The sequence below is a fragment of the Streptomyces sp. Ag109_G2-15 genome (genome assembly GCF_900215565.1).
Taxonomy (GTDB): domain Bacteria; phylum Actinomycetota; class Actinomycetes; order Streptomycetales; family Streptomycetaceae; genus Streptomyces; species Streptomyces diastatochromogenes.
Map to the genome: position 1 here is coordinate 4,605,331 of NZ_OCNI01000001.1, position 22,086 is coordinate 4,627,416.

At 71.5% G+C, this 22,086-nt stretch carries 19 protein-coding genes and 2 tRNA genes; 16 read left to right on the forward strand and 5 right to left on the reverse strand.

The window, feature by feature from the left end; translation table 11 throughout:
- Window positions 1-43 precede the first annotated feature (43 nt).
- Window positions 44-1,138, reverse strand: a complete 1,095-nt coding sequence (locus tag CRP49_RS20640) for a M48 family metallopeptidase (protein WP_097254703.1) — start codon at window positions 1,136-1,138, stop codon at window positions 44-46.
- A gap of 104 nt (window positions 1,139-1,242) precedes the next feature.
- Between CRP49_RS20640 and CRP49_RS20645 the strand changes: the two genes are divergently transcribed.
- The 7 genes from CRP49_RS20645 (at window position 1,243) to CRP49_RS20675 (ending at window position 5,619) form a co-directional block, all read left to right on the forward strand.
- On the forward strand, window positions 1,243-1,407 hold the full coding sequence (locus CRP49_RS20645; protein ID WP_097254704.1) for a hypothetical protein: 165 nt from the start codon (window positions 1,243-1,245) through the stop codon (window positions 1,405-1,407).
- 143 nt (window positions 1,408-1,550) lie between these two features.
- Window positions 1,551-1,715 carry a hypothetical protein gene (locus CRP49_RS46905; RefSeq protein WP_097254705.1) on the forward strand — a complete coding sequence of 55 codons (165 nt, stop codon included), beginning with the start codon at window positions 1,551-1,553 and terminating at the stop codon, window positions 1,713-1,715.
- A 56-nt stretch (window positions 1,716-1,771) separates the two neighbouring features.
- A complete protein-coding gene (gene nadD / locus CRP49_RS20655; RefSeq protein WP_097254706.1) occupies window positions 1,772-2,500 on the forward strand; it encodes a nicotinate-nucleotide adenylyltransferase in 729 nt (242 codons plus the stop codon).
- Between the two features lie 16 nt (window positions 2,501-2,516).
- The gene (locus CRP49_RS20660; protein ID WP_097254707.1) at window positions 2,517-4,250 is read left to right on the forward strand and encodes an LCP family protein; all 1,734 of its coding nucleotides are present in this window, start codon (window positions 2,517-2,519) and stop codon (window positions 4,248-4,250) included.
- Window positions 4,251-4,352: 102 nt separating this feature from the next.
- Window positions 4,353-4,796, forward strand: a complete 444-nt coding sequence (gene rsfS / locus CRP49_RS20665) for a ribosome silencing factor (RefSeq protein ID WP_097254708.1) — start codon at window positions 4,353-4,355, stop codon at window positions 4,794-4,796.
- Window positions 4,796-5,464, forward strand: coding sequence for a histidine phosphatase family protein (locus CRP49_RS20670; RefSeq protein ID WP_097254709.1), 669 nt, complete (start codon window positions 4,796-4,798; stop codon window positions 5,462-5,464). Before rsfS ends, CRP49_RS20670 begins: the two co-directional genes overlap by 1 nt.
- Before the next feature lie 82 nt (window positions 5,465-5,546).
- A tRNA-Ala gene (locus CRP49_RS20675) sits at window positions 5,547-5,619 on the forward strand.
- Window positions 5,620-5,672: 53 nt separating this feature from the next.
- Here the strand turns inward: CRP49_RS20675 and CRP49_RS20680 are convergent.
- Entirely contained in the window at window positions 5,673-6,584 is a 912-nt protein-coding gene (locus CRP49_RS20680; RefSeq protein ID WP_097254710.1) for a helix-turn-helix transcriptional regulator, read from the reverse strand.
- Between the two features lie 129 nt (window positions 6,585-6,713).
- On the opposite strand from CRP49_RS20680, the gene CRP49_RS20685 reads away from it, so the two are divergent.
- The 3 genes from CRP49_RS20685 (at window position 6,714) to CRP49_RS20690 (ending at window position 8,747) form a co-directional block, all read left to right on the forward strand.
- Window positions 6,714-8,267 carry an MFS transporter gene (locus tag CRP49_RS20685; RefSeq protein ID WP_097254711.1) on the forward strand — a complete coding sequence of 518 codons (1,554 nt, stop codon included), beginning with the start codon at window positions 6,714-6,716 and terminating at the stop codon, window positions 8,265-8,267.
- 69 nt (window positions 8,268-8,336) lie between these two features.
- Entirely contained in the window at window positions 8,337-8,510 is a 174-nt protein-coding gene (locus CRP49_RS45975) for a hypothetical protein (RefSeq protein ID WP_101373401.1), read from the forward strand.
- Window positions 8,511-8,513: 3 nt separating this feature from the next.
- Window positions 8,514-8,747: a hypothetical protein gene (locus CRP49_RS20690; protein WP_006136074.1), complete on the forward strand. Its 234-nt coding sequence runs from the start codon at window positions 8,514-8,516 to the stop codon at window positions 8,745-8,747.
- Here the strand turns inward: CRP49_RS20690 and CRP49_RS20695 are convergent.
- Window positions 8,726-9,949, reverse strand: a complete 1,224-nt coding sequence (locus CRP49_RS20695; protein ID WP_257033453.1) for a glycosyltransferase 87 family protein — start codon at window positions 9,947-9,949, stop codon at window positions 8,726-8,728. The genes CRP49_RS20690 and CRP49_RS20695 overlap by 22 nt on opposite strands.
- Before the next feature lie 114 nt (window positions 9,950-10,063).
- Between CRP49_RS20695 and CRP49_RS20700 the strand changes: the two genes are divergently transcribed.
- A tRNA-Ala gene (locus tag CRP49_RS20700) sits at window positions 10,064-10,136 on the forward strand.
- A 118-nt stretch (window positions 10,137-10,254) separates the two neighbouring features.
- Here CRP49_RS20700 and CRP49_RS20705 read toward each other — a convergent pair.
- Both CRP49_RS20705 and CRP49_RS20710 read right to left on the reverse strand, forming a co-directional pair.
- Complete coding sequence (locus CRP49_RS20705; protein ID WP_097254713.1) at window positions 10,255-11,865, reverse strand: NADH-quinone oxidoreductase subunit NuoF family protein; 1,611 nt, start codon at window positions 11,863-11,865, stop codon at window positions 10,255-10,257.
- Window positions 11,862-13,154, reverse strand: a complete 1,293-nt coding sequence (locus CRP49_RS20710) for a cytochrome b/b6 domain-containing protein (RefSeq protein WP_179851695.1) — start codon at window positions 13,152-13,154, stop codon at window positions 11,862-11,864. Before CRP49_RS20710 ends, CRP49_RS20705 begins: the two co-directional genes overlap by 4 nt.
- 403 nt (window positions 13,155-13,557) lie before the next feature.
- On the opposite strand from CRP49_RS20710, the gene leuS reads away from it, so the two are divergent.
- The 5 genes from leuS to CRP49_RS20735 all read left to right on the forward strand — a co-directional run bounded on the left by leuS (window position 13,558) and on the right by CRP49_RS20735 (window position 22,084).
- Window positions 13,558-16,434: a leucine--tRNA ligase gene (gene leuS, locus CRP49_RS20715; protein ID WP_097254715.1), complete on the forward strand. Its 2,877-nt coding sequence runs from the start codon at window positions 13,558-13,560 to the stop codon at window positions 16,432-16,434.
- 184 nt (window positions 16,435-16,618) lie between these two features.
- Window positions 16,619-17,359 carry a hypothetical protein gene (locus tag CRP49_RS20720; protein WP_097254716.1) on the forward strand — a complete coding sequence of 247 codons (741 nt, stop codon included), beginning with the start codon at window positions 16,619-16,621 and terminating at the stop codon, window positions 17,357-17,359.
- Between the two features lie 72 nt (window positions 17,360-17,431).
- Entirely contained in the window at window positions 17,432-18,277 is an 846-nt protein-coding gene (locus CRP49_RS20725) for a DegV family protein (protein WP_097254717.1), read from the forward strand.
- A 121-nt stretch (window positions 18,278-18,398) separates the two neighbouring features.
- Window positions 18,399-19,556: a ComEA family DNA-binding protein gene (locus tag CRP49_RS20730; protein ID WP_097254718.1), complete on the forward strand. Its 1,158-nt coding sequence runs from the start codon at window positions 18,399-18,401 to the stop codon at window positions 19,554-19,556.
- Window positions 19,553-22,084: a ComEC/Rec2 family competence protein gene (locus CRP49_RS20735; protein ID WP_097254719.1), complete on the forward strand. Its 2,532-nt coding sequence runs from the start codon at window positions 19,553-19,555 to the stop codon at window positions 22,082-22,084. The genes CRP49_RS20730 and CRP49_RS20735 overlap by 4 nt, the downstream gene beginning before the upstream one ends.
- The last annotated feature ends 2 nt before the right edge of the window (window positions 22,085-22,086 follow it).

Genomic DNA, 22,086 nt, shown 5'->3' on the forward strand with positions numbered 1-22,086 from the left:
GGAAGGAAGGGCGGCCCCTGCTCGGTCGTTCCCGTGGGACTGGTTACTCCTCGTCCTGCGGCGGGGTGTCGCTGGGCCCGTCCTTCGGGGGAGCCGGGCTTTTGAAGCCGTCGAAGCCTCGGCGGACCCGGCCGCCCAGGCCGCCGGCGCCGCCCGCGAGGTCCGTGACCAGCTTCATCAGCGGGTCCTTGGAGGTCTTCACGTCGTCCGCGTAGCTCGCGGCGGACTCGCGGAAGGAGTCGCTGACCGAGGTGTCCTTGTCCTCGGTGCGCCGCGGGTAGTGCCCGTCCATGATCCGCTGGAAGTCCCGGGACTCGGCCCACTTCTTCAGCTCGGCCGCCCGTATGGTGGCGAAGGGATGCGAGCGGGGCAGCACGTTGAGGATCTTCAGCACGGAGTCGCGTAGATCGCCCCCGGCCTCGTACTCCTCGGCCTGCTCCAGGAACGCGTCCACGTTCATCTCGTGCAGGTGGTTGCCGCCCGCGATCTTCATCAGGCCGCGCATGGAGGCCTTCACGTCCTGCCCCACGAGCAGCCCGGCCCGGTCCGCGGACAGCTCCGACTTGCGGAACCACTCTCGCAGCGCCGTCACGATCGCCATGATCGCGAGGTTGCCCAGCGGGATCCAGGCGACCTTCAGCGCCAGGGTCGTCAGGAACAGCAGGATCGTGCGGTACACCGAGTGCCCGGACAGGGCGTGGCCCACCTCGTGCCCGACGACCGCCCGCATCTCCTCCTCGTCGAGCAGCTCGACCAGCCCCGTGGTGACCACGATGATCGGCTCGTCCAGCCCGATGCACATCGCGTTCGGCTGCGGGTCCTGGTTGACGTACATCGGCGGGACCTTCTCCAGGTCCAGGATGTAACAGGCGTCCAGCAGCATGTCGTGCAGATGCTTGAACTGCCGCTCGGAGACGCGCACCGAGTCGGACAGGAACAGCAGCCTCAGGCTCCGCTCCGGAAGCAGCCCGCTGAGCGCCTTGAACACGGTGTCGAAACCGCTCAGCTTGCGCAGCGCCACCAGGGCCGACCGGTCGGCCGGGTGCTCGTACGCACGCGAGGAGATCCCCGGGAAGCGCCTGCGCTGCCTGCTCGGCACGCGCTCGTGCCCTGTCTGCTCGCGGCCGTCGTCGGACATGTCTTCCCCCATGTGCGTGTGAATGCCTCACTGTGCCCCCGAGGCAGGAGCCAGCCTAGGCGGAGATACCGTGGACGGGCAGTACAGCCGAAGGAGTCCACGTCATGGAGCACCACCCCGCAGCCGCCTGGCTAACCGAGGCCGCCACGAGCGCCGTCCAGCAGCACGGGGCGGGGAATCTGCTCCGGGTCGTCCTCATCGTGATGATCCTTGGCTGCGCACTGACCGCATGGTTCCTGCTGCGCGGCTACAAGAGGAAGGACGACTGACCGACGGCGAAAGTTCCCCGCCGACGGCCGACCCGCGCCCCGCGCCCGCACCAACGGCGGAGTCGGCGTGATCGCCGCCGGGCCGCCCGCTTACGATGAGCCGACGTCTTTATCCCGCCCACACGCGATAGGTCCTGCCGAAGATGAGCTTCCACAGCGCCGCTGCCCAGTTGGTCACTCTCGCCGCCGAGGGCGAGGAGCACGGCGGCAACCACAACAGCCTGAACCCGGCCGTCACCGGCGGCAGCGCCCTGATCATCCTGCTGCTGCTCCTGTGGATCACCACCCGCTTCAACCGCGACCGCTGACCCGGGACCCCGTCCGCCGCCGGGGCCCTCAGCCGGGGCCGGTAGGGTCTGCACGCATGGGAGAGCAGGACATGCCTACCGGCCCGGCGAACGACACGGCCGCACACGCGGCCGGCAAAGCCGCCGGGCACGCCGGAACGGCGGCAGGCACGGTGAAGACCCCGGCATACGCGCCGGGCAACGGCCCCGCCCACTCGGGCAAGCGCCGCCTCGGCGTCATGGGCGGAACCTTCGACCCGATCCACCACGGACACCTGGTGGCGGCCAGCGAGGTCGCCGCGCAGTTCCAGCTGGACGAGGTGGTGTTCGTGCCCACCGGCGAGCCGTGGCAGAAGTCCCACCGCAAGGTCTCCCCGGCCGAGGACCGCTACCTGATGACGGTCATCGCGACCGCCGAGAACCCGCAGTTCTCCGTCAGCCGCATCGACATCGACCGCGGCGGCCCCACCTACACCGTGGACACCCTGCGCGACCTGCGGGCCCTCAACCCCGACGCCGACCTGTTCTTCATCACCGGCGCCGACGCCCTCGCCCAGCTGCTGACCTGGCGTGACTCGGAGGAGCTGTTCTCCCTCGCGCACTTCATCGGCGTCACCCGGCCCGGCCACCACCTGACCGACCCCGGCCTGCCGGAAGGCGGAGTCACGCTCGTCGAGGTGCCCGCGCTCGCCATCTCCTCCACGGACTGCCGCGCGAGAGTCGCCAAGGGCGAGCCCATCTGGTACATGGTGCCGGACGGAGTCGTGCGCTACATCGACAAGCGCGAGCTGTACCGCGGCGAGTGAGCCGAGAGGGGCACCGGTGAACGACCGATACGACGCGGGGTACGGAGACGGCCCGTACGAACTCGTCGGCTACGACGAGTACGGCCGGCCGGTGTACCAGCAGGTCCCGGCACAGCAGGTTCCACAGCAGCAGGTTCCGCAGCAGCCCTATGACCCGTACGCCCAGCAGGGCTACGGCTACGACCCGTACGCCACCGGGCAGCAGCAGGCCCAGCCCTACGACACCGGCAACCAGGCCCCCGCCCCCTCCTACGACCCCTACGACACCGGCCACCAGGCGCCCGCCCCCTCCTACGACTCCTACGGCGGCAGGGGCGCGGCGAACGCGTACGACCCCTACGGCCAGACCGCGACCAGTGGGCAGCAGCCGCGCGTCGCCGAGCAGACCGCGTACATCCCGCAGCAGGCCGGACCGGTCCCGCAGCAGCCCGGTCAGGCCGAGGAGCCGGAACCCGCGGCCGACCCCGAACGCGAGTACCACACCGAGCAGTTCGCCTTCGTGGAGGAGCCGACCGACGACTCCGAAGACGTCATCGACTGGCTGAACTTCACCGAGAACCGCACCGAGCGCCGCGAGGAGGCCCGCCGCCGCGCCCGCAGCCGGACCATCGCCCTGCTCGTCGTCCTCGCCCTCGTCGCCGTCGGCGGTGTCGGCTACCTCTGGTACGCCGGAAAGCTGCCCGGCCTGTCCTCCTCCGGCTCCAAGTCGGGCACGGCGACGTCGGCGGCCGCCCAGAAACGCGACGTGATCGTCGTCCACCTGCACAACACCGGCAAGGGCGGCACCTCCACGGCGCTGCTGGTCGACAACACCACCACCAAGCAGGGCACGACCGTCCTGCTGCCCAACTCCCTCGCGCTCACCGGCGACGACGGCACCACCACGACCCTGGCCAAGTCGGTCGACGACGACGGCGCCTCCGGCACCCGCGACCAGCTCGACACCGTCCTCGGCACGAACATCCAGGGCACCTGGCGCCTGGACACCCCGTATCTGCAGAACCTCGTCGACCTGGTCGGCAACATCGACATCGACACCAACGCCGACGTACCCGACCCGGACGCCAAGAAGAAGGGCACCTCGCCGCTGGTCCATCAGGGCAAGGACCAGACTCTCAGCGGCAAGATGGCCGTCGCCTACGCCACCTACCGTGCCTCCGGCGAGGCCCAGAACGCCCAGCTGGAGCGGTTCGGGCAGGTCATGCAGGGGGTGCTGCGCAAGATGTCCTCCGACCCGACGGGCGCCACGACCACCGTGCAGACCCTCGCGCAGATCCTCGACCCGCCGCTGACCGACAAGGATCTCGGCGCCTTCCTGGCCAGGCTCGCCGACCTCGCCAAGGGCGGCGACTACAAGACGGCCCTGCTGCCCGTGCAGTCCGACGGCACGCTGAGCGCCAGGACGAGCGACAGCGTGGTGAAGGACATCCTCGGCGGCACCGCCAAGAGCCCCGACGCGGGCTCCGCGGTCCGGGTCTCCGTCCAGAACGCCACCGGTGTGAAGGACGACACAGAGAAGGCCCGCGTGGTGCTCCTCAACGGCGGCTTCACCTTCCTCGAGGGCGGAACCGCGTCCGGCACCCAGGCCACCTCCAAGGTGCTCTACGCCGACGCCGCCGACAAGGCGAACGCCACCGAGGTCGCCAAGACCCTGGGCCTGCCCGCCGGCTCCGTGACCAAGGGCACGGTCTCCTCCGGCGCCGACGTCTCGGTCGTCCTCGGCAGCGACTACAAGCCCGCTTCCTCCTGACAGCGGCCGGGGCACCCCATGTGATCCGTTAATCACGTGGGGTGCGCCCAGCGGTCCGTGAGACCCTTGATGTCAAGTGACCCCTTGACGGAAAGCCATGTAGTGACCGCCACTGATCGTTCCCTTGAGCTCATCAACACCGCCGCCCAGGCAGCGGCCGACAAGCTCGCCCACGACGTCATCGCCTACGACGTCAGCGACGTGCTGTCGATCACGGACGCATTCCTGCTGGCCTCCGCGCCGAACGACCGCCAGGTCAGGGCGATCGTCGACGAGATCGAGGAGCGCCTGCTGAAGGACCTCGGCGCCAAGCCGGTACGCCGCGAGGGCGACCGCGAGTCCCGCTGGATCCTGCTCGACTACGTCGACATCGTCGTCCACGTCCAGCACAGCGAGGAGCGGGTCTTCTACGCCCTGGAGCGGCTGTGGAAGGACTGCCCCGAGCTTGAGCTGCCCGCCGACGCCAAGGCCACCCGCGGCAAGGCCAAGGAGCACGCCGAGCTGCAGGCAGCCGAGGCCGCCGACGAGCCGGCCGGGGAGTGGTGATGAGCGCCACCGGCGAGGTGAGCGACCGCACCGGCCGGGGCCGCCGCATCATCCTGTGGCGGCACGGCCAGACCTCCTGGAACGTGGAGCGCCGCTTCCAGGGCACCACGGACGTCGAGCTGACCGAGACCGGCCTCGGCCAGGCCCGCCGCGCCGCCCGGCTGCTCGCCTCCCTGGGCCCGGACGCGATCGTCTCCTCGGACCTGCAGCGGGCCGCGAACACGGCCGCCGAGCTGGCCACCCTCACCGGCCTCGACATCGTCCGCGAGGAGGGCCTCCGGGAGACCTACGCGGGCGTCTGGCAGGGGCTGACGCACGACGAGATCATCGCCCGGTACGGCGAGCAGTACGCCGCCTGGAAGCGCGGCGAGGCGGTCCGCCGCGGCGGCGGCGAACTGGAGACCGAGGTCGCCGACCGCGCCGCCCCCGTCGTGCTGCGGCACGCCGAGAAGCTGCCCGAGGACGGCACCCTCGTGGTGGTCAGCCACGGCGGCACCATCCGCACCACCATCGGCCGGCTCCTCGGCCTGGAGGCCCGGAACTGGGAGAGCCTCGGCGGCCTCTCCAACTGCTGTTGGTCCGTGCTCGGCGAGGGCGCCCGCGGCTGGCGCCTGCTGGAGCACAACGCCGGCACCCTCCCGGAGCCCGTCCTCGGCGACGACGACTGACCCCTGACCCCGGATTTCACTTTCCGGCAGGTCACAGGCTAGAGTTCTTCTTGTTCGCCCCCGCCGAGCGGGAAGAACACAAGGGGCTATAGCTCAGTTGGTAGAGCGCCTGCATGGCATGCAGGAGGTCAGGAGTTCAATTCTCCTTAGCTCCACAGATCGACACTCTGTTGAGTTGTCAAAGATCGGTGAAGAGGATCCCGTCCCCTCAGGGGGCGGGATTTTCTGTGTTCCATCGACGAATGATCTCGGCGGCCTCCCCGTCCGTCGGCGGCCACAGCCGCTGCCTCTGTTCTCTGAGCAACGCGACCTTCGCGCGCGCGTCTTCGTCCTCCGGTGTGTAGACGACGATCCGGCACTCGGGCATCCCGTCGATGGACAGCGACTGCGAGGTCATCCGCATCTCGCCCACCGCCCGGTGACGGAACGTCTTGACCCGCGGCCCCGGCGGCGTCACCTCACCACTCGCCCACAGCGACGCGAAGTAGGGGCTCGCCGCCGACAGACCGCGTATGTAGTCCTCCCAGGCCGGCTCGCCCACATGTCTGCCGTACGCCGACCGCAGCGTCGCCACCATCACCGGCAGCTCGCGGTCCCGGTGCACCACCGGACACGTCTCCTCCGGCAGCGTGAACAACGTCCACAGCACGTTCGGCACACCGATGGGGAGGGTCTGCGGCACCACGAACAGGTCGCGGTAGGCCGGGTTGGTGGCCAGGATGTCGTACCGCGAGTTGTAGACCACCGCGAGCAGCGGGTCGAGGGCGTCGATGATGCCCCGGACCTCCGGACCGGCCCGCCGGGTCAGGCCTTCCGGTGCCGGCTCGAAGGGCACCTCCGCCAGCCGGTACAGGTGCTCCCGCTCCGGCGGGTCCAGCCGCAGCGTCCGTGCGACCGCGTCCAGTACCTGCGACGAGGCGTTGATCGGCCGGCCCTGCTCCAGCCACGTGTACCAGGTCACCCCCACGCCCGAGAGCTGGGCGACCTCCTCCCGGCGCAGCCCGAGTGTGCGTCGCCGCAGCCCCGGCGGCATGCCCACGTCGGCCGGTGTCACCCTGGCCCGCCTGCTGCGCAGAAAGGCGGCCAGCTCCGGCCTGCGGCGCTGTGTCGTCGTCCCCATCGTCAGTCCCCCGTCCCCCGTCGTCCCGTCCCCATCGTCGGCACCCGCCCCGGGCGCTGCCAGGTGCTGCCAGTACCAGCATCAAAGGGCACTCGGCACCCTCGCCGGTCCGTCGTCAGTCTCGACGTCATGACGACGACACCTCGAACCGGGCCGAGTCCCGCACCCGTTCCAAGCCCTGCGACCAGTGAAGCACTCGCCACTGACAGTGAGGTCCCTACCGCCGACGGTGCGGAAGCTGCCGCCGACGGTGGTTCCCCAGTCACTCACAGTGAAGCATCCGCCACTGACAATCAGCCCCGGCTGCTGCTCGCGGTCCTGCTCACCGCCCTGTTCATGGCGGCCCTGGACGTCTTCATCGTGAACGTCGCGGCGCCCACCATCGGTTCCGATCTCCACGCCTCGGGCGCCGACCTGCAGCTGGTGGTCGCCGGCTACGCCATCACCTACTCCGTGCTGCTGATCACCGGCGCCCGGCTCGGCGACCGGGTCGGCCACGGTCGGGTCCACCTCGCCGGACTCACCCTGTTCACCGCGGCCTCGCTCGCCTGCGGCCTGGCGCAGGGTTCGACCGAGCTGATCGTGTTCCGGCTGGTGCAGGGCGCCGGCGCGGCGCTGATGATCCCGCAGGTGCTCAGCCTGATCCAGCGCACCTTCACCGGCGAGGCCCGGGCCCGGGCGCTCGGCGCCTACTCGGCCGTCCTCGCGGTCGGTGCGGCGGCCGGGCAGGTGGTGGGCGGCCTGCTGGTCAGCGCCAACCTGTTCGGCACCGGCTGGCGTCCGGTGTTCCTGGTCAACGTGCCGGTGGGCGTGTTCCTGCTGGTGCTGGGCAGGCGGGTGCTGCCGCCGGGACGCGGAGCGGAGGCCGAGCGGGTGCGCGACCTCGACCTGCCCGGACTCGTCCTGCTGGGCGCGGCCGTGTCACTGCTGACCGTGCCGCTGGTGCTCGGGCAGGAGGAGGACTGGCCGCTGTGGTCCTGGGTGTCGCTGGCCACCGCCGCGGTTCTGTTCGCCGTGTTCTGCGGCTATGAATCCCGGCTGGCCAGGCGCGGCGGCGCCCCGCTCATCGCACTGCGCGTCCTGCGTCACCCCGGCATCGGCCTGGCCGTGTTGCGCATCCTGGCCGTCATGTCGGTCAACGCCGGCTTCCTCTTCGCACTGACCCTGCACGTCCAGGGCGGTCTCGGCTACAGCGCGCTGCGTGCCGGTCTGAGCTTCGCGCCGACCGCGGTCGTCTTCGGCGCTGTCAGCCTGACCTGGCGGAAGTGGCCCGCCGCCTGGCAGCGGGCGCTCACTCCCGCCGGGTTCGCGCTGACGGCCGTGTCCACGGCCGTGGTGGGCCTGGCCTTCCACGACGGTGGCGACGGGGGAGCGCTGCTGTACGTCGGGTACGCCGGGGTGGGGGTCGGTCTCGCGCTGGCCTTCAGCCCGACCCTCACCGGCGCGCTGGCCACTGTGCGGCCCGAGGACGCCGCGGACGCCAGCGGGCTGCTGGCGACTGTCGTCCAGCTCGGTCAGCTGATCGGGGTGGCGGCTTTCGGCACACTGTTCCTGAACCGGCTTGAGTCACTCGGGGCTCTGCGGGCGTATACCTCTGCGGAGGCGTTCTCGGTGTGTGCTTGGGCGCTGGCCGGAACGGCCGCAGTGGGGGCCGTGTCCGGACTGGTACTGAGGCGTCGCTGACCGTATTGGTCCGGCCGTGGCAGAATCAAACGGCCGGAAGGGGGCGCGGCCCGACGGGAGGGAGTAGCGATGCCTGCGAGCATCCTTGAGGAGGGCGGCCACCTCCTCGGTGCGGCGTTGATACGGGATACGACCACCCGGCTCAGCTGCCCTTCCTGCGGTTCCGCGCGTGTGGCCCAGGTTCTTGGCGACAACGGCGGAATCTCCTACGTGTGCACGGCCTGCGGCCACAGCTGGAGCTGATCGATGGGTGCACACAGGCGAAAGTGCGACTGGTGCGGGAGCGGTACACCGATCGTTCGTGACATGGAACCGATCAATCCCGACTACCAGTACTGGTGCGAGGAATGCGCGCGGGCGCTGATCATAAAAGGCGACCCGATCGAGACCTACCGCGAGCTGGAGGGCGAGCCGATCTACGGCCGGCTGCTCGAGGAGCACTGCACGCTCAAGAGGTTCTACTCCTTCGTGACCGCTTGACGCGCTGCCGACCGCTGCCGGGGCCTCGGCAACGATGTCCGGGCCAGCGCGAGGAACAGCGCACCGGCTCCTCCATAGAGGGCCGACAGTGTCAACTGGACGCCTGTCTGGTGCAGTTCGGGCCGTCCGGGGCCGTGCGGTACCCACCACGGGGCGTACGAGCAGAAGACCAGCGCCGTGCCCAGGGCGGCCGCCCGGCGTCCGCGCGTCCACAGCAGCAGCACCAGGGGCACGCACCACACCCAGTGGTGCGTCCACGACACCGGACTGATCAGCAGCGCCGTGACCGCGCAGGCGCACACCGCCCAGGGCCGCATCCCCCTTAGCTCCGCCGTCACCGCCACCGCGAGCCCCAGGACGGCCACCAGGGCCGCGGAGGCGACCCAGAGGGCTCCCGGGTCGGGTGTGTGCAGCAGGCGGGCCAGAATGCCGCGCAGGGCCTGGTTGGCGCTGCTCTCGGGATGCCCGGCCCGGTCCGCGTGGAACACCGTGTCCGTCCAGAACCGCCACGAGTCGTACGGCAGGGCGGCGGCCGCGAGCAGTGTCGCCCCGGCGAACGCGGCGGCCGCCCCGCGGGCGTGCCGCAGCCACGGCCCCCCGTCCCCGCCCCTGAGCCGGGCCACGACACCCGCGGCGAGCAGGAACACCGGGAAGAGTGCGGGGGTCAGCTTGACCGCGGCGGCGAGCCCGAGCCCCGCCCCGGCCAGGCGGTCGTACCCGCCGGCGGGGCGGCGGGTGAGGTCCCACAGCACCAGGGCGGCCAGCAGCAGGTTGACCTGGCCGTACCGCAGCGTCGTCCACACCGGCTCGCACCACACGGCCACCGCCGCGACCCACCAGACGCTCTCCACGCGCGCGTGGCCGACGAGTTTCAGCGACAGCCGTGCGAACACCACGAGGAGAGCGAGATTTCCCGCCGTCGCCAACACCCGCAGCGTCAGCGTGTCCGGCAGGGTCAGCGCGGTGAACAGCAGGGCCGCGAACGGCGGGTAGGTGGTGGGCAGGTGCGCGGCGGTCGCCCGCAGCGCGTACAGGTCGCCCCCCGCGCGGACGGTGGCCCCCTCGGACCGGTACACCATCAGGTCGATCATCGTCACGTGCGCAGCCCTCTGGGCCAGCCAGAACGCCGTGAACGACACCAGGCACGCACCTACGGCCACCGGCACCCGGCGCCGGGCTCCGGAGAACGCGATCAGGGTCACGAAAGCAGACATTAGCCCCCGTATGAGGGCAGAGTGGAAACCGATTTGGTACTGCGCCCCGGTGACCGTGTAATGTTGGCGTCGCCGCCGGGGAAACCGGGCGGACCAAAGCAAGGGGCTATAGCTCAGTTGGTAGAGCGCCTGCATGGCATGCAGGAGGTCAGGAGTTCAATTCTCCTTAGCTCCACAGAAGTCGAAGGCGGACCTTCCGAACGGAAGGTCCGCCTTCGGCGTGTTCCGGAGCATGTGAAAGGCGCGACACGAACGGCGGGTCACTCGAGCCGGGTGACCCGCCGTTCGTGTGCTCAGCGTCCGAGGGCGCGGCGGCCGCGGCCCTGGGAGAGGACGGGAAGGTTGCGCGAGGGTGCCTGCCCGCGCGTGTCCTCCTCGAGGCGCAGCGCCAGCGCCGGGCAGCGGCGCACCGCGCGCAGGGCCTTCGCCTCCGCGTAGCGCGGCACCTGCGCCTGCGCCACGGTCGGGAATCCGTCCGCGCCCAGTTCGAAGACCTCCGGGAGGATGTCGGCGCACAGTCCGTGGCCCCGGCACAGCGTCCAGTCGACGTAGATCTTCTGGCGGCTGGAGCCGGTCTCCTCGGGCTCTCCGCCGCCCGGGATGCCCGTAGGGGCCCTGCCCCCCTCGAAGAGCGGCAGAACGCCCTCCACGGGCCGTCCGCAGCCGTTTCCGAGGACATGCGCGGCCAGGTCGTCGGTGAACGCCTTGATGGTCGACTCCAGGAACATCGCCGAGCCGTCGGGGTGTGAACACGCCCCGCGCCGCTTCACGTTCTTCGCGACCTGCTTCAGCGCCTCCAGCGCGGCGGGCCCGCCGCCGTTGAGGATGTCCTCCATACCGCGCGCGGCGGCGGGCAGTCCGAGGTAGCAGGGGCCGCACTGGCCGGCGCTCTCCTCGGCCAGCCACTGCGCCACCCGCAGCGACTCGCCCAGCGGGCAGGTGTCCTGGCTGATCGGCAGGATCGCCCCCGCGCCCAGCGAACCGCCCACCGCGTCCAGGGAGTTGCGGGAGACGATCGCCTCGTTGACGGTGGCCGCGTCGATCCACTTGCCGTGGTAGCCGCCGGTCAGCACGCCCTGCGGCACCGGCGGGGCGCCGGCCAGCTGCAGGACGTAGCGCAGTGGGACGCCTGTGGGGACCTCCAGCACCATCGGGCGGGCGACCGCGCCGGAGACCGTGAGCATGACGGTGCCCGGTTCGTCGTACAGGCCGGTGTTGCCGTAGCGCTCGGGGCCGATGCGGGCGGCGATGGCCAGCTGCGCGAACGTCTCCGCGTTCGACAGCAGCGTGGGTGCCCCGCCGACGCCGGTCTGCGAGGCGCTGATCTTGCGGCCGGGCGGGATCGCCGGGCCGCCATCGATCGAGCGGATCAGCGACGCGGCGGCGCCGGTGACCATGCGCACGGGGTTGCGCTGCACCCACGCGCGCAGTGCCGATCTACGGCTGTTGCTCAGGCCGCGTTCGGCGAGCGCGGCCTCCATGGAGCGCTGGGTGGACTCCCGGGTGACCCCGATCACCAGCGTGCGGGCACCGAGGGCCTCGGCGCACAGCAGGGCGCCGTCCAGGATCAGGTGCGGGGCGCGGTTGATGAGCACCGTGTCCTTGCGGCAGGCCGGTTCGTCCTCACTGCCGTTGACGACGACGACCGGCCGCACGCCCCGCTTGATCGCCGACTCGGCGACCGAGCGCAGCTTCTTGTGGAAGGGGAAGCCCGCGCCGCCGCGGCCCTTGAGGTTGATGGCCTCGGCGAGTTGGGCGAGCTGTTCGCCGCCCAGCGGGTCGAGCGGCCCGTGCACCTTCAGATGCATGGGCAGGTCGAGCCGTTCCACAAGGTCGAAGCCCGACGTCAGCTGGGGAAGACCGACCACGCGGACTTCGGGTACGTCGGGCAGGGCCTCGTTCACCTATAGCCTCCGGAAGGCGTGTTCCAAGGTTCGCCCGAACCCGGCGTCTCGTACGAGGTGCCGGGGGTTGGTTCAGTGGCGGGACCGCTGTTGTACGTGTCACCCGAGTTGTACGTGCCGTACAGGTTGTTCGTCTCACCGGTGTCGTACATGTCACTTCCGCCGTATCCGCCGGTGCCCGAATTGCCGTAGACCGGGATGTTGTATCCGGTGTCCTGGAGCGGGTCGTACGCCGACGGCGGAGCCTCGCCGACCGGCGGCGGGGACGGGATCGGCCAGCTGCCCGAGGTGCTGGAGGGGCCGTCCACGCGCGGGATCGCCTCCGTGGCCTGCAGATCCAGCGGCAGGTCCATGCGCGTGGTCTGGCCGGCCGCGAACGGCTGCTGCGGGCGGCCCGGAGTGGACACGGCGCGGTAGGCCGCCGCGAAGCCGGAGGCGGGCTCGGGGGCCGGGGCCGCGGGCGTCTGGTACAGCGGTGAGGCGGCGGGGGCGGGCGAGTCGGCAGGTGAGGCCTTCGGCTCGCGCCGGCCCTCGAAGCCTGCCAGGCCGGACTCGGCGACCCGGGAGCGGCTCGCGTCCAGGTCGTCGAGTGCCGACCGCTCCGAGCTGCCCAGCAGGGTCACGAGCCGGTCGGCGACCTTGCGCTTGACGGGGCGCGGGGCCGCGCGCAGCGCGAGGGCGCCCATGACGCCCAGCAGGGACAGGCTGTAGAGGATCACGAAGATCGGCTTGGCCGCGCGACCCGCGTAGAGACCGTGGATCAGCGCCGCGCACCAGGCCGGGTAGGCCAGCATGTGCATGGCGCGCCAGCGGGCGGCGACGGGGGCCGGGGTGGCGAAGTTGCTGCGCAGGGCGCCGGTGATGCCCACGAAGATCATCAGCAGGCCCGCCAGTGAGCCCAGCCCGATCAGGCCGCCGATTCCGGTGACGCCGAGCGAGAACGGGATGATCGCCGCGATCAGCTGCGTGTGGCCGAGCGCGACCTTGGTGGTGATGTGCAGCAGCAGGAACGCGATCGAGGCGACCGCGGTCGTCCGGTGCACTGCCTGGCCGACGATCCGCTGGCGCGTGTTCAGGAAGATCCGGTCCTGGGCGAACAGGCCCCAGATCACGGAACAGCTGAGCGAGACGAGAGACAGTACGCCCGCACCGAAGTTCAGGAAGTCGCGGAACTGACTGCCTCCCACCAGCACGACCACGGGTATGAGCAGCAGGACGACGGCGGACGCCACCCCATAGGCCGACCGGCCCGGTTTGGGGAGCGAGCTGTTACTACGACGAGGGTTCATGGGGGCAACTCCGAGCAGTTTCGGGAAGGCGGTCCCGCTGCCGAACTCTAAGTGGCGCCATACCGATCAGTACGAGGTTTGAGTTATTGCGTTGTTATCAAAGGACAATGCGACCGTGTCGATGTCCCTTAGTGGGTGTTACGCGAAGTAATCTTTGACCTTCGTTCAGCTCTGGTCGGGTTCGTGGCATGTCCACAAGGCATACGGAAGTCCGTCGCCGCTTGCTCAAGGGCTGCGGTACCCTAGCGCCATGCGTGCCGTACGCCTTCTGCTTAGCGGGCCGCGCTGATCAGTACCGACCCCCGGTCGAACCGGGCGGGTCGGCATCGGCGCGGCGTCCCCTCCTGTGCGAGGGGATTTTTCATTTCTGCAGGCAGAGACGATCGATGGAGCTTTGAGGATCATGAGCGAGACGAACCCCGCTGCCACCGCCGAGGTGGCCGCGCCGCACCGCTACACGGCCGCCCTGGCTGCCGAGATCGAGGCACGCTGGCAGGACTTCTGGGACGCCGACGGCACCTACGCGGCGCCGAACCCGAAGGGTGACCTGGCCGGCGACCCGGAGCTGGCCGCGAAGCCCAAGAAGTTCATCATGGACATGTTCCCGTACCCCTCGGGTGCGGGCCTGCACGTCGGCCACCCCCTGGGCTACATCGCCACCGACGTCTACGCCCGGTTCCAGCGCATGACCGGCCACAACGTCCTGCACACCCTGGGCTTCGACGCCTTCGGCCTGCCCGCCGAGCAGTACGCCGTGCAGACCGGCACGCACCCGCGCGTGTCCACCGAGGCCAACATCGAGAACATGAAGGCCCAGCTGCGCCGGTTGGGTCTGGGCCATGACAAGCGCCGCTCGTTCGCCACGATCGACCCGGACTACTACAAGTGGACCCAGTGGATCTTCCTGCAGATCTTCAACTCCTGGTACGACGACGAGGCCGGCAAGGCCCGCCCGATCTCCGAGCTGATCGCCCAGTTCGAGTCCGGTGAGCGCGCCGTACCGGGTGACCACGGGCGCGCGTGGAACCAGCTGACCGCCACCGAGCGCGCCGACGTCCTGGGCGAGTACCGCCTGGCCTACGCCTCCGACGCGCCCGTCAACTGGTGCCCCGGCCTGGGCACCGTGCTGGCCAACGAGGAGGTCACCGCAGACGGCCGTTCCGAGCGCGGCAACTACCCGGTCTTCAAAGCCAAGCTGCGCCAGTGGAACATGCGCATCACCGCCTACGCGGACCGGCTGCTGGAGGACCTGGAGGAGCTGGACTGGCCCGAGGCCATCAAGCTGCAGCAGCGCAACTGGATCGGCCGCTCCGAGGGCGCCCGCGTCGACTTCCCGATCGACGGCGAGCGGATCACGGTCTTCACCACCCGCCCCGACACCCTGTTCGGCGCGACCTACATGGTGCTGGCCCCCGAGCACCCGCTGGTCGAGAAGTTCACCCCGGCCGCCTGGCCGGAGGGTACGCACGAGGTGTGGACGGGCGGTCACGCCACGCCGGCCGAGGCCGTCGCCGCCTACCGCGCGCAGGCCGCCTCGAAGTCCGACGTCGAGCGCCAGGCCGAGGCCAAGGACAAGACCGGCGTCTTCATCGGCGCGTACGCGACCAACCCGGTCAACGGCGACCGGATCCCGGTCTTCATCGCCGACTACGTCCTGATGGGCTACGGCACCGGCGCGATCATGGCCGTCCCGGCGGGCGACCAGCGCGACTTCGAGTTCGCGCGCGCCTTCGAGCTGCCGATCCACTGCATCGTCGAGCCGACCGACGGCCGTGGCACCGACACCTCGACGTGGGAGAACGCCTTCGGGTCGTACGACGCGAAGATCATCAACTCGTCGAACGACGAGATCAGCCTGGACGGCATGGCCGTGGCCGAGGCCAAGGCGCGCATCACCGAGTGGCTGGCGCGCAAGGGCATCGGTGAGGGCACCGTCAACTTCCGCCTGCGCGACTGGCTGTTCAGCCGCCAGCGCTACTGGGGCGAGCCCTTCCCGATCGTCTACGACGAGGACGGCATCGCCCACGCGCTGCCCGAGTCGATGCTGCCGCTGGAGCTGCCGGAGGTCGAGGACTACTCCCCGCGCACCTTCGACCCGGACGACGCCGACACCCAGCCCGAGACGCCGCTGTCGCGCAACGAGGAGTGGGTCGACGTCACCCTGGACCTGGGCGACGGGCCGAAGAAGTACCGGCGCGAGACCAACACCATGCCCAACTGGGCCGGTTCCTGCTGGTACGAGCTGCGCTACCTGGACCCGCACAACAGCGAGAAGCTGGTCGACCCCGAGATCGAGCAGTACTGGATGGGCCCGCGCGAGGGCCAGCCGCACGGCGGTGTCGACCTGTACGTCGGCGGCGCCGAGCACGCCGTGCTGCACCTGCTGTACGCCCGCTTCTGGTCCAAGGTCCTGTACGACCTGGGGCACGTCTCCTCCGCGGAGCCGTTCCACAAGCTGTTCAACCAGGGCATGATCCAGGCCTACGTCTACCGTGACAGCCGCGGCATCGCGGTGCCGGCCGCCGAGGTGGAGGAGCGCGACGGCGCCTACTACTACGAGGGCGAGCAGGTCACCCGGCTGCTGGGCAAGATGGGCAAGTCCCTGAAGAACGCGGTGACTCCGGACGAGATCGCCGCCGAGTACGGCGCGGACACGCTGCGCCTGTACGAGATGGCGATGGGCCCGCTGGACGTCTCCCGGCCCTGGGACACGCGCGCGGTGGTCGGCCAGTTCCGGCTGCTGCAGCGGCTGTGGCGCAACGTCGTCGACGAGAACACCGGCGAGGTCACCGTCACCGACGCCGAGCCCGACGAGGAGACGCTGCGTGCCCTGCACAAGGCGATCGACGGCGTGCGCCAGGACCTGGAGGGCCTGCGCTTCAACACCGCCATCGCCAAGGTCACCGAGCTGAACAACCACCTGACCAAGGCCGGTGGCTCGGTGTCTCGGTCGGTCGCCGAGCCGCTGGTCCTGATGGTCGCCCCGCTGTCCCCGCACATCGCGGAGGAGCTGTGGCGCAAGCTGGGCCACACCGACTCGATCGTCCACCAGGACTTCCCGGTCGCCGACCCGCGGTACGTGGTGGACGAGACCGTGACCTGTGTCGTCCAGATCAAGGGCAAGGTCAAGGCCCGTCTGGAGGTGCCGCCGGCCATCTCCGAGGAGGAGCTGGAGAAGGTGGCGCTGTCCGACGAGAAGGTCGTCGCGGCGCTGGACGGCGCGGGCATCCGCAAGGTGATCGTGCGGGCGCCGAAGCTGGTCAACATCGTTCCGGCGTAAGCGTCGTTTCGGTAAGGATCGTTCCCGCGTAGGCGCCGTTCCGGCGTAAGCACGGGTCCGGCGCAAGCATCGGGGTAGTCCCCTACGGGCAGGTTCGGGGTTTTTCTGGAACTCCGGGCCTGCCCGCTGCGTTTACCGTGGAGAACACAGCGGCTCGTGCCGCATCGTGCGGAGGAGGAGCGTCATGGAAACAGTGATCACCGTGTTCGCCCTGCTCTTCCTGCTCTTCATCGGCCTCGGCGCCTACGCCACGGTCAAGGCGGTCGGCGCCGCCAAGCGCGGAGTGGACCGTACGATCGCGCAGGCCAGACGCACGGTCGAGGACCACACCCTGCGCGCCAAGTCCTTCGCCCAGCTCGGCCCGGCCGGGGAGATCGCCCAGCTGCGGCTCCGGCTGCGCACCTCGATGCGCGCCACCCAGGACGCGCTGCACGCGGGCGTGACCGAGGACGAGTCGCTGAAGGAGTCCCTCGGCCTCTTCGAGCGGCTCAGCGCGCACGGCCATGAGCTGGACGCCGACCTCAAGCGTCTGGAGTCCGAGCCGGACCGGGCCACGCTCACCGCGCGACTGCCCGAGCTGCGCAGCCGCACCGAGCGCATCACCGAGTCCGCCGACTCCCTGCGCTGGGCCGCCCGCGACCGGGCCCGCCGCTTCTCCGACGACGACCTGGACTCGCTCAGCGCCCAGATCGACGTCGAGGCAGGGGCCCTTCGCCACTGGACGCGGGCCGAACCCACACCGGCACCCCCGCCGTGGCCCGAGGCCCCGGCCGCCGCCGGCGGTCCGGAGGCACAGCGGCAGACCTGGCAGGAAACGCCCGGATCCCGCACCGCCGGGGAGCCGAAGGCCCCCGCGATCACCCCGCCGGTACAGCGCCCCGCCTACCCGTGGGAGAAGAAGCCGCGCCCGGAGAGCACCACATGACCGGTCCGCTCCCGGACCTGCAGACAGGGGCCGGGCTGCCGCACGAGCGCTACGGCAGGTAACCTCCAGCTCATGTCCCGCCATGTCGCGATCGTCACCGATTCAACGGCCTACCTGCCGCCGCGGACGATGGAGCGCCACGGCATCACAGCGGTGCCCCTGACCGTCGTCCTCGGCGACCAGGCGCTCGAAGAGGGCACCGAGATCTCGACCCGTTCCCTGGCCCAGGCGCTGCAGAAGCGGCGCCCGGTCACCACCTCCCGCCCCAGCCCTCAGGTGTTCGCGGAGACCTACCGCAGAGTCGCCGAGTCCGGCGCGAGCGGCATCGTCTCCCTGCATCTGTCCGCCGAGTTGTCCGGCACCTACGACGCGGCGGTCGTCGCGGCGCGTGAGGCACCGGTGCCGGTGCGGGTGGTGGACACCGGGATGGTCGCGATGGCCCTGGGCTTCTGCGCGCTTGCCGCGGCCGAAGCGGCGGAGGCCGGCGGCACGGTGGACGAGGCCGTGACGGCAGCCGAGAAGCGGGCCGCGGGCACCTCCGCCTACTTCTACGTCGACACGCTCGACTATCTGCGCCGCGGCGGTCGCATCGGCGCCGCACAGGCCCTGCTCGGGTCCGCACTGGCCGTCAAGCCGCTGCTCCAGCTGGACGGTGGCCGCATCGAGCTTCTCGAAAAGGTCCGTACGGCGTCCAAGGCGATCGCCCGCCTCGAGGAGATCGTGGCCGACCGAGCGGGCGGCGCCGAAGTCGATATCGCCGTCCATCATCTCGCGGCCCCCGAGCGGGCCGCCGCCCTCGCCGACCGGCTGCGGGTGCGGGTGCCCGGACTGGCAGATCTGCATGTCAGCGAAGTCGGGGCGGTGATCGGGGCACACACCGGGCCCGGGTTGCTGGGAGCGGTCGTCTCGCCGCGCTGACGCCCTCGTCGCACGGGCTGCCGTCACTCGTGCGAGTGGTGGAGTTTTCCACAACTGGGCAGTAATCCCCGGGAATTGACCAAGATCATCGCGAAGCGGCGAGATGCCCCATCCTCGTCGCATGGCACTTCGATCACGTTCACGCACCGCCACCCCGACCAGCGGACCGGGCCGCGGCCCCAGCTCCGACGGGCGCATCCGCCGCCGCCCCACCGACCGGCGCCACGCCCGACACCGCATGCCCGCACCCGCGGAGGAGTTGCGCCGCCGCGCGGAAATTCTCTTCGGCGAACGGGCCGTGGAATGGCGGGAGTCGGGCAACGCTCCGCCGGACGGGCAGTCGCCCGCGCGTACGACGATGGCGGTGGGGGCGGCGCCCGGGTTGAGGACCGCGACGGGGGCGGCGCCAGGGTTGAGGACCGCGACGGGGGCGGCGCCAGGGGTGAGTACGGCGTTGCCCGGACTCGGCGGGGCACGCACGCTGTCCACTCGGTCAGGTCCGGCCAGGGTGTCCGAGGGGCAACTGCCCGGCCCAGCAGGCCACTCGGAGACGGCCGAACCTGTCGTGCCGGGCCTGCGGGAGCGGGCCGGGCTCGCTCTCCGGGAGCGGTTGCCGGTGTGGTTGCAGGTGCGGTGCGGGGTGGAGCGGCGGGGAGTGGTCGCGCTCGCCGTGGTGCTGCTGGTGGCCGCCGTGTTCGCCGTCCAGCACTTCTGGGCCGGCCGGACGCAGACCGTGAGCGCTCCCCAAGTGGTGCGCGCCGAGGAACCGTTCGCCAGGAGGGACGAGGACACCAAGTCCGGTGGCGCCATGAGCGCATCGGCGACGCCGGGTGGGGAGATCGTCGTGGACGTCAGCGGCAAGGTCCGCAGGCCCGGGATCCGGCGGTTGCCGGCGGGCTCGCGGGTGGCCGACGCGCTGCGGGCCGCGGGCGGGGTGCGGCCGGGTGCGAGTACCGAGGGGCTCAACCGGGCGCGCTTCCTGGTGGACGGCGAGCAGGTCCTGGTCGGTGCGCCCGCGGGAGCGGCGGCCGCCCCGCCCGGGCCCGGCAGCGGTGTGGGCTCCGGAGTGGCGGGGACGGGACCCGCGGCCCCGGTCTCCCTCAACACGGCGACCGCGGACCAGCTCGACACCCTGCCCGGAGTCGGCCCCGTGCTGGCCCAGCACATCATCGACTACCGCACCCGACACGGCGGCTTCCGCTCGGTGGACGAGCTGCGCCAGGTCAACGGCATCGGCGACCGCCGCTTCGCCGACCTGCGGACCATGGTGCGGCCATGAGCGGCCCCGCCGAGCAGCCGCCGCCGGCTCCGACCGACCTTCGCCTGGTGCCGCCGGCACTCGCGGCCTGGGCGACGGCTGCCCTGGTCCTCGATGCTCCGCCGGGCTGGAGTGCCGGCATCGCGCTCGCCTGTCTGCTCGCCGGAGTCGTCCTGCTGTCGGCCCGGCGGTGGGGGAGGGCTGGGCGGCCGCCCGTCCGGTTCGCCTGCGCCCGTGTCCCGGTCGCCGCCGTGCTCCTCTGCGTAGCCGCGGCTGCCGCCTCCGCGGGGCTGCACGGGGCGGATGTGCGGCGCGGGCCGGTGCCCGAGCTGGCGCGGCGGTTCGCGACCGTGACCGCCGAGGTCGAGCTGACCGGCGACCCCTGGCAGAGCAGGCCCCGGGTACGGGGTGATCACGCGGCGCCCGTAGCGGTGCTGGCCAGGGCGGAGGTGCGGCGCGTGACGGAGGGCGACGGTGCCGGTGCACGGACGCGAACTCCCGTGCTGCTGGTCGTCGACGCGGCCACTCCGGCGCCGCGCGCACCTCCCACGGGGGACGTGACCGGCGCGCGGGGCATGCGCGGCGCGAGTCCGGGCTGGCTAGGGCTGCTGCCGTCCACCCGGCTACGGGTGAACGCCCGGCTGGCGCCCGCCCTGACGGGCGGCGACCGAACGGCGGCCGTGCTGCGGGTGCGGAGCGAGCCCGTGCCGGAAGTCGTCGCGGGGCCGAGCGGGCCGCAGCGGCTGGCGGGTCGGCTCAGGGCCGGATTGCGGGAGGCGACCGAGGGGCTGCCGGCCGACGCCCGGGCGCTGCTTCCCGGGCTGGTCGTCGGCGACACCTCGCGGATCACACCCGAACTGGACGACGCCTTCAAGGAGACGGACCTGGCGCACACGCTCGCCGTCTCGGGCAGCAACCTTACGATCCTGCTCGCCCTGCTCATCGGACCGCCCGGTCTTGCCCAGCGTGTCGAGCGCCGCGGACTCGCCCCGCGCCTGGGGCTCTCGCTGCGGGCCACCGCCCTGTTCGCGGGAGCGCTCACGCTCGGCTTCGTGATCGTGTGCCGGCCCGACCCCAGCGTGCTGCGGGCCGCGGCCTGCGGCTCGGTCGCCCTGCTCGCCCTGGCCACAGGGCGCCGCAGATCCCTGGTCCCGGCGCTGGCCACGGCCGTCCTCCTGCTCGTGCTGTACGACCCCTGGCTGGCCCGCAGTTTCGGCTTCCTGCTCTCCGTGCTGGCCACCGGCGCGCTGCTCGTCCTGGCGCCCGGTTGGAGCGAGGCGCTGCAGCGGCGCCGGGTGCCGGCCCGGCTCGCCGAGGGGCTGGCCGCGGCCGCGGCCGCGCAGGCCGTGTGCGCGCCGGTCGTGGCGGTGCTGTCGGCCAGGGTGAGCCTGGTGGCGGTGCCCTGCAACCTGCTGGCCGAGGTGGCGGTCGCTCCGGCCACGGTGCTGGGGTTCGCCGCTCTCGCCATGGCACCGGTGGCGATGCCGCCGGCCAAAGCGCTGGCGTGGTGCGCCGGTTGGCCCGCCGGATGGATCGCGGGGGTCGCCCGGACCGGGGCGGCGTTGCCCGGTGCGGGAGTGGACTGGCCGGGGAGCTGGCGCGGGGCGTTGCTGCTCACGGCGGTCACCGTGGCTGTCGTCCTGGCCGGCCGGCGGCTGCTGCGGCACCCCTGGTGGTGCGGTGCCCTCGGTGTGCTGCTCCTGCTGGTGGTGGTGCGGCCGGCACCGCTGACCCGGGTGGTCACGGGCTGGCCGCCGCCGGACTGGCGGTACGCGATGTGCGATGTCGGGCAGGGCGACGCGACCGTGCTGGCGGCCGGCGAGGGAGCCGGGGTGGTCGTGGACACCGGACCCGACCCCGCACTGGTCGACCACTGCCTGCGGGAACTGGGCATCACCCGCATCCCCCTGGTCGTCCTGACCCACTTCCACGCGGACCACGTCGCGGGGCTGCCCGGTGTCCTGCGGGGTCGCTCGGTGGCCGCGATCGAGACAACGGACTTCGAAGAACCGGCGGACCAGGCCGAGTTCGTGAGAAAGGAGGCGGCGGAACGGCACATCCCGGTCACTCGGGCCGTGGCCGGGGAGGAGCGGCGCAGCGGACCGCTGGCCTGGCGGGTGCTGTGGCCACCCGCCGCCCCGGCCCCGGGCCAGGCCGCGGTACCGGAGCCGGACGGACCCAACGACGCCAGTGTCGCCCTGCTCGTCCGGTCCGGCGGACTACGACTGCTGCTGCTCGGGGACCTCGAACCCCCCGCCCAGCAGGCCCTGTTGCACTCCCCGGCCGCGGCCCAGCTGGCGGGAGTGGACGTACTGAAGGTGGCCCACCACGGCTCGGCCTACCAGGACCCGGACCTGATACGGCTCGCGGCCCCGCGGGTGGCACTCATCTCCTGCGGCGTCGACAACCCGTACGGCCACCCGGCACCGGCGACCGTCGCCGCGCTCAGGGCCGGAGGGGCGACGGTACTGCGCACGGACCGGGACGGAGCGCTCGCGGTCGGCGGAGGCGACGGGACGGACGGGGAGGTGCGGGTCACGAGGGACTGAGG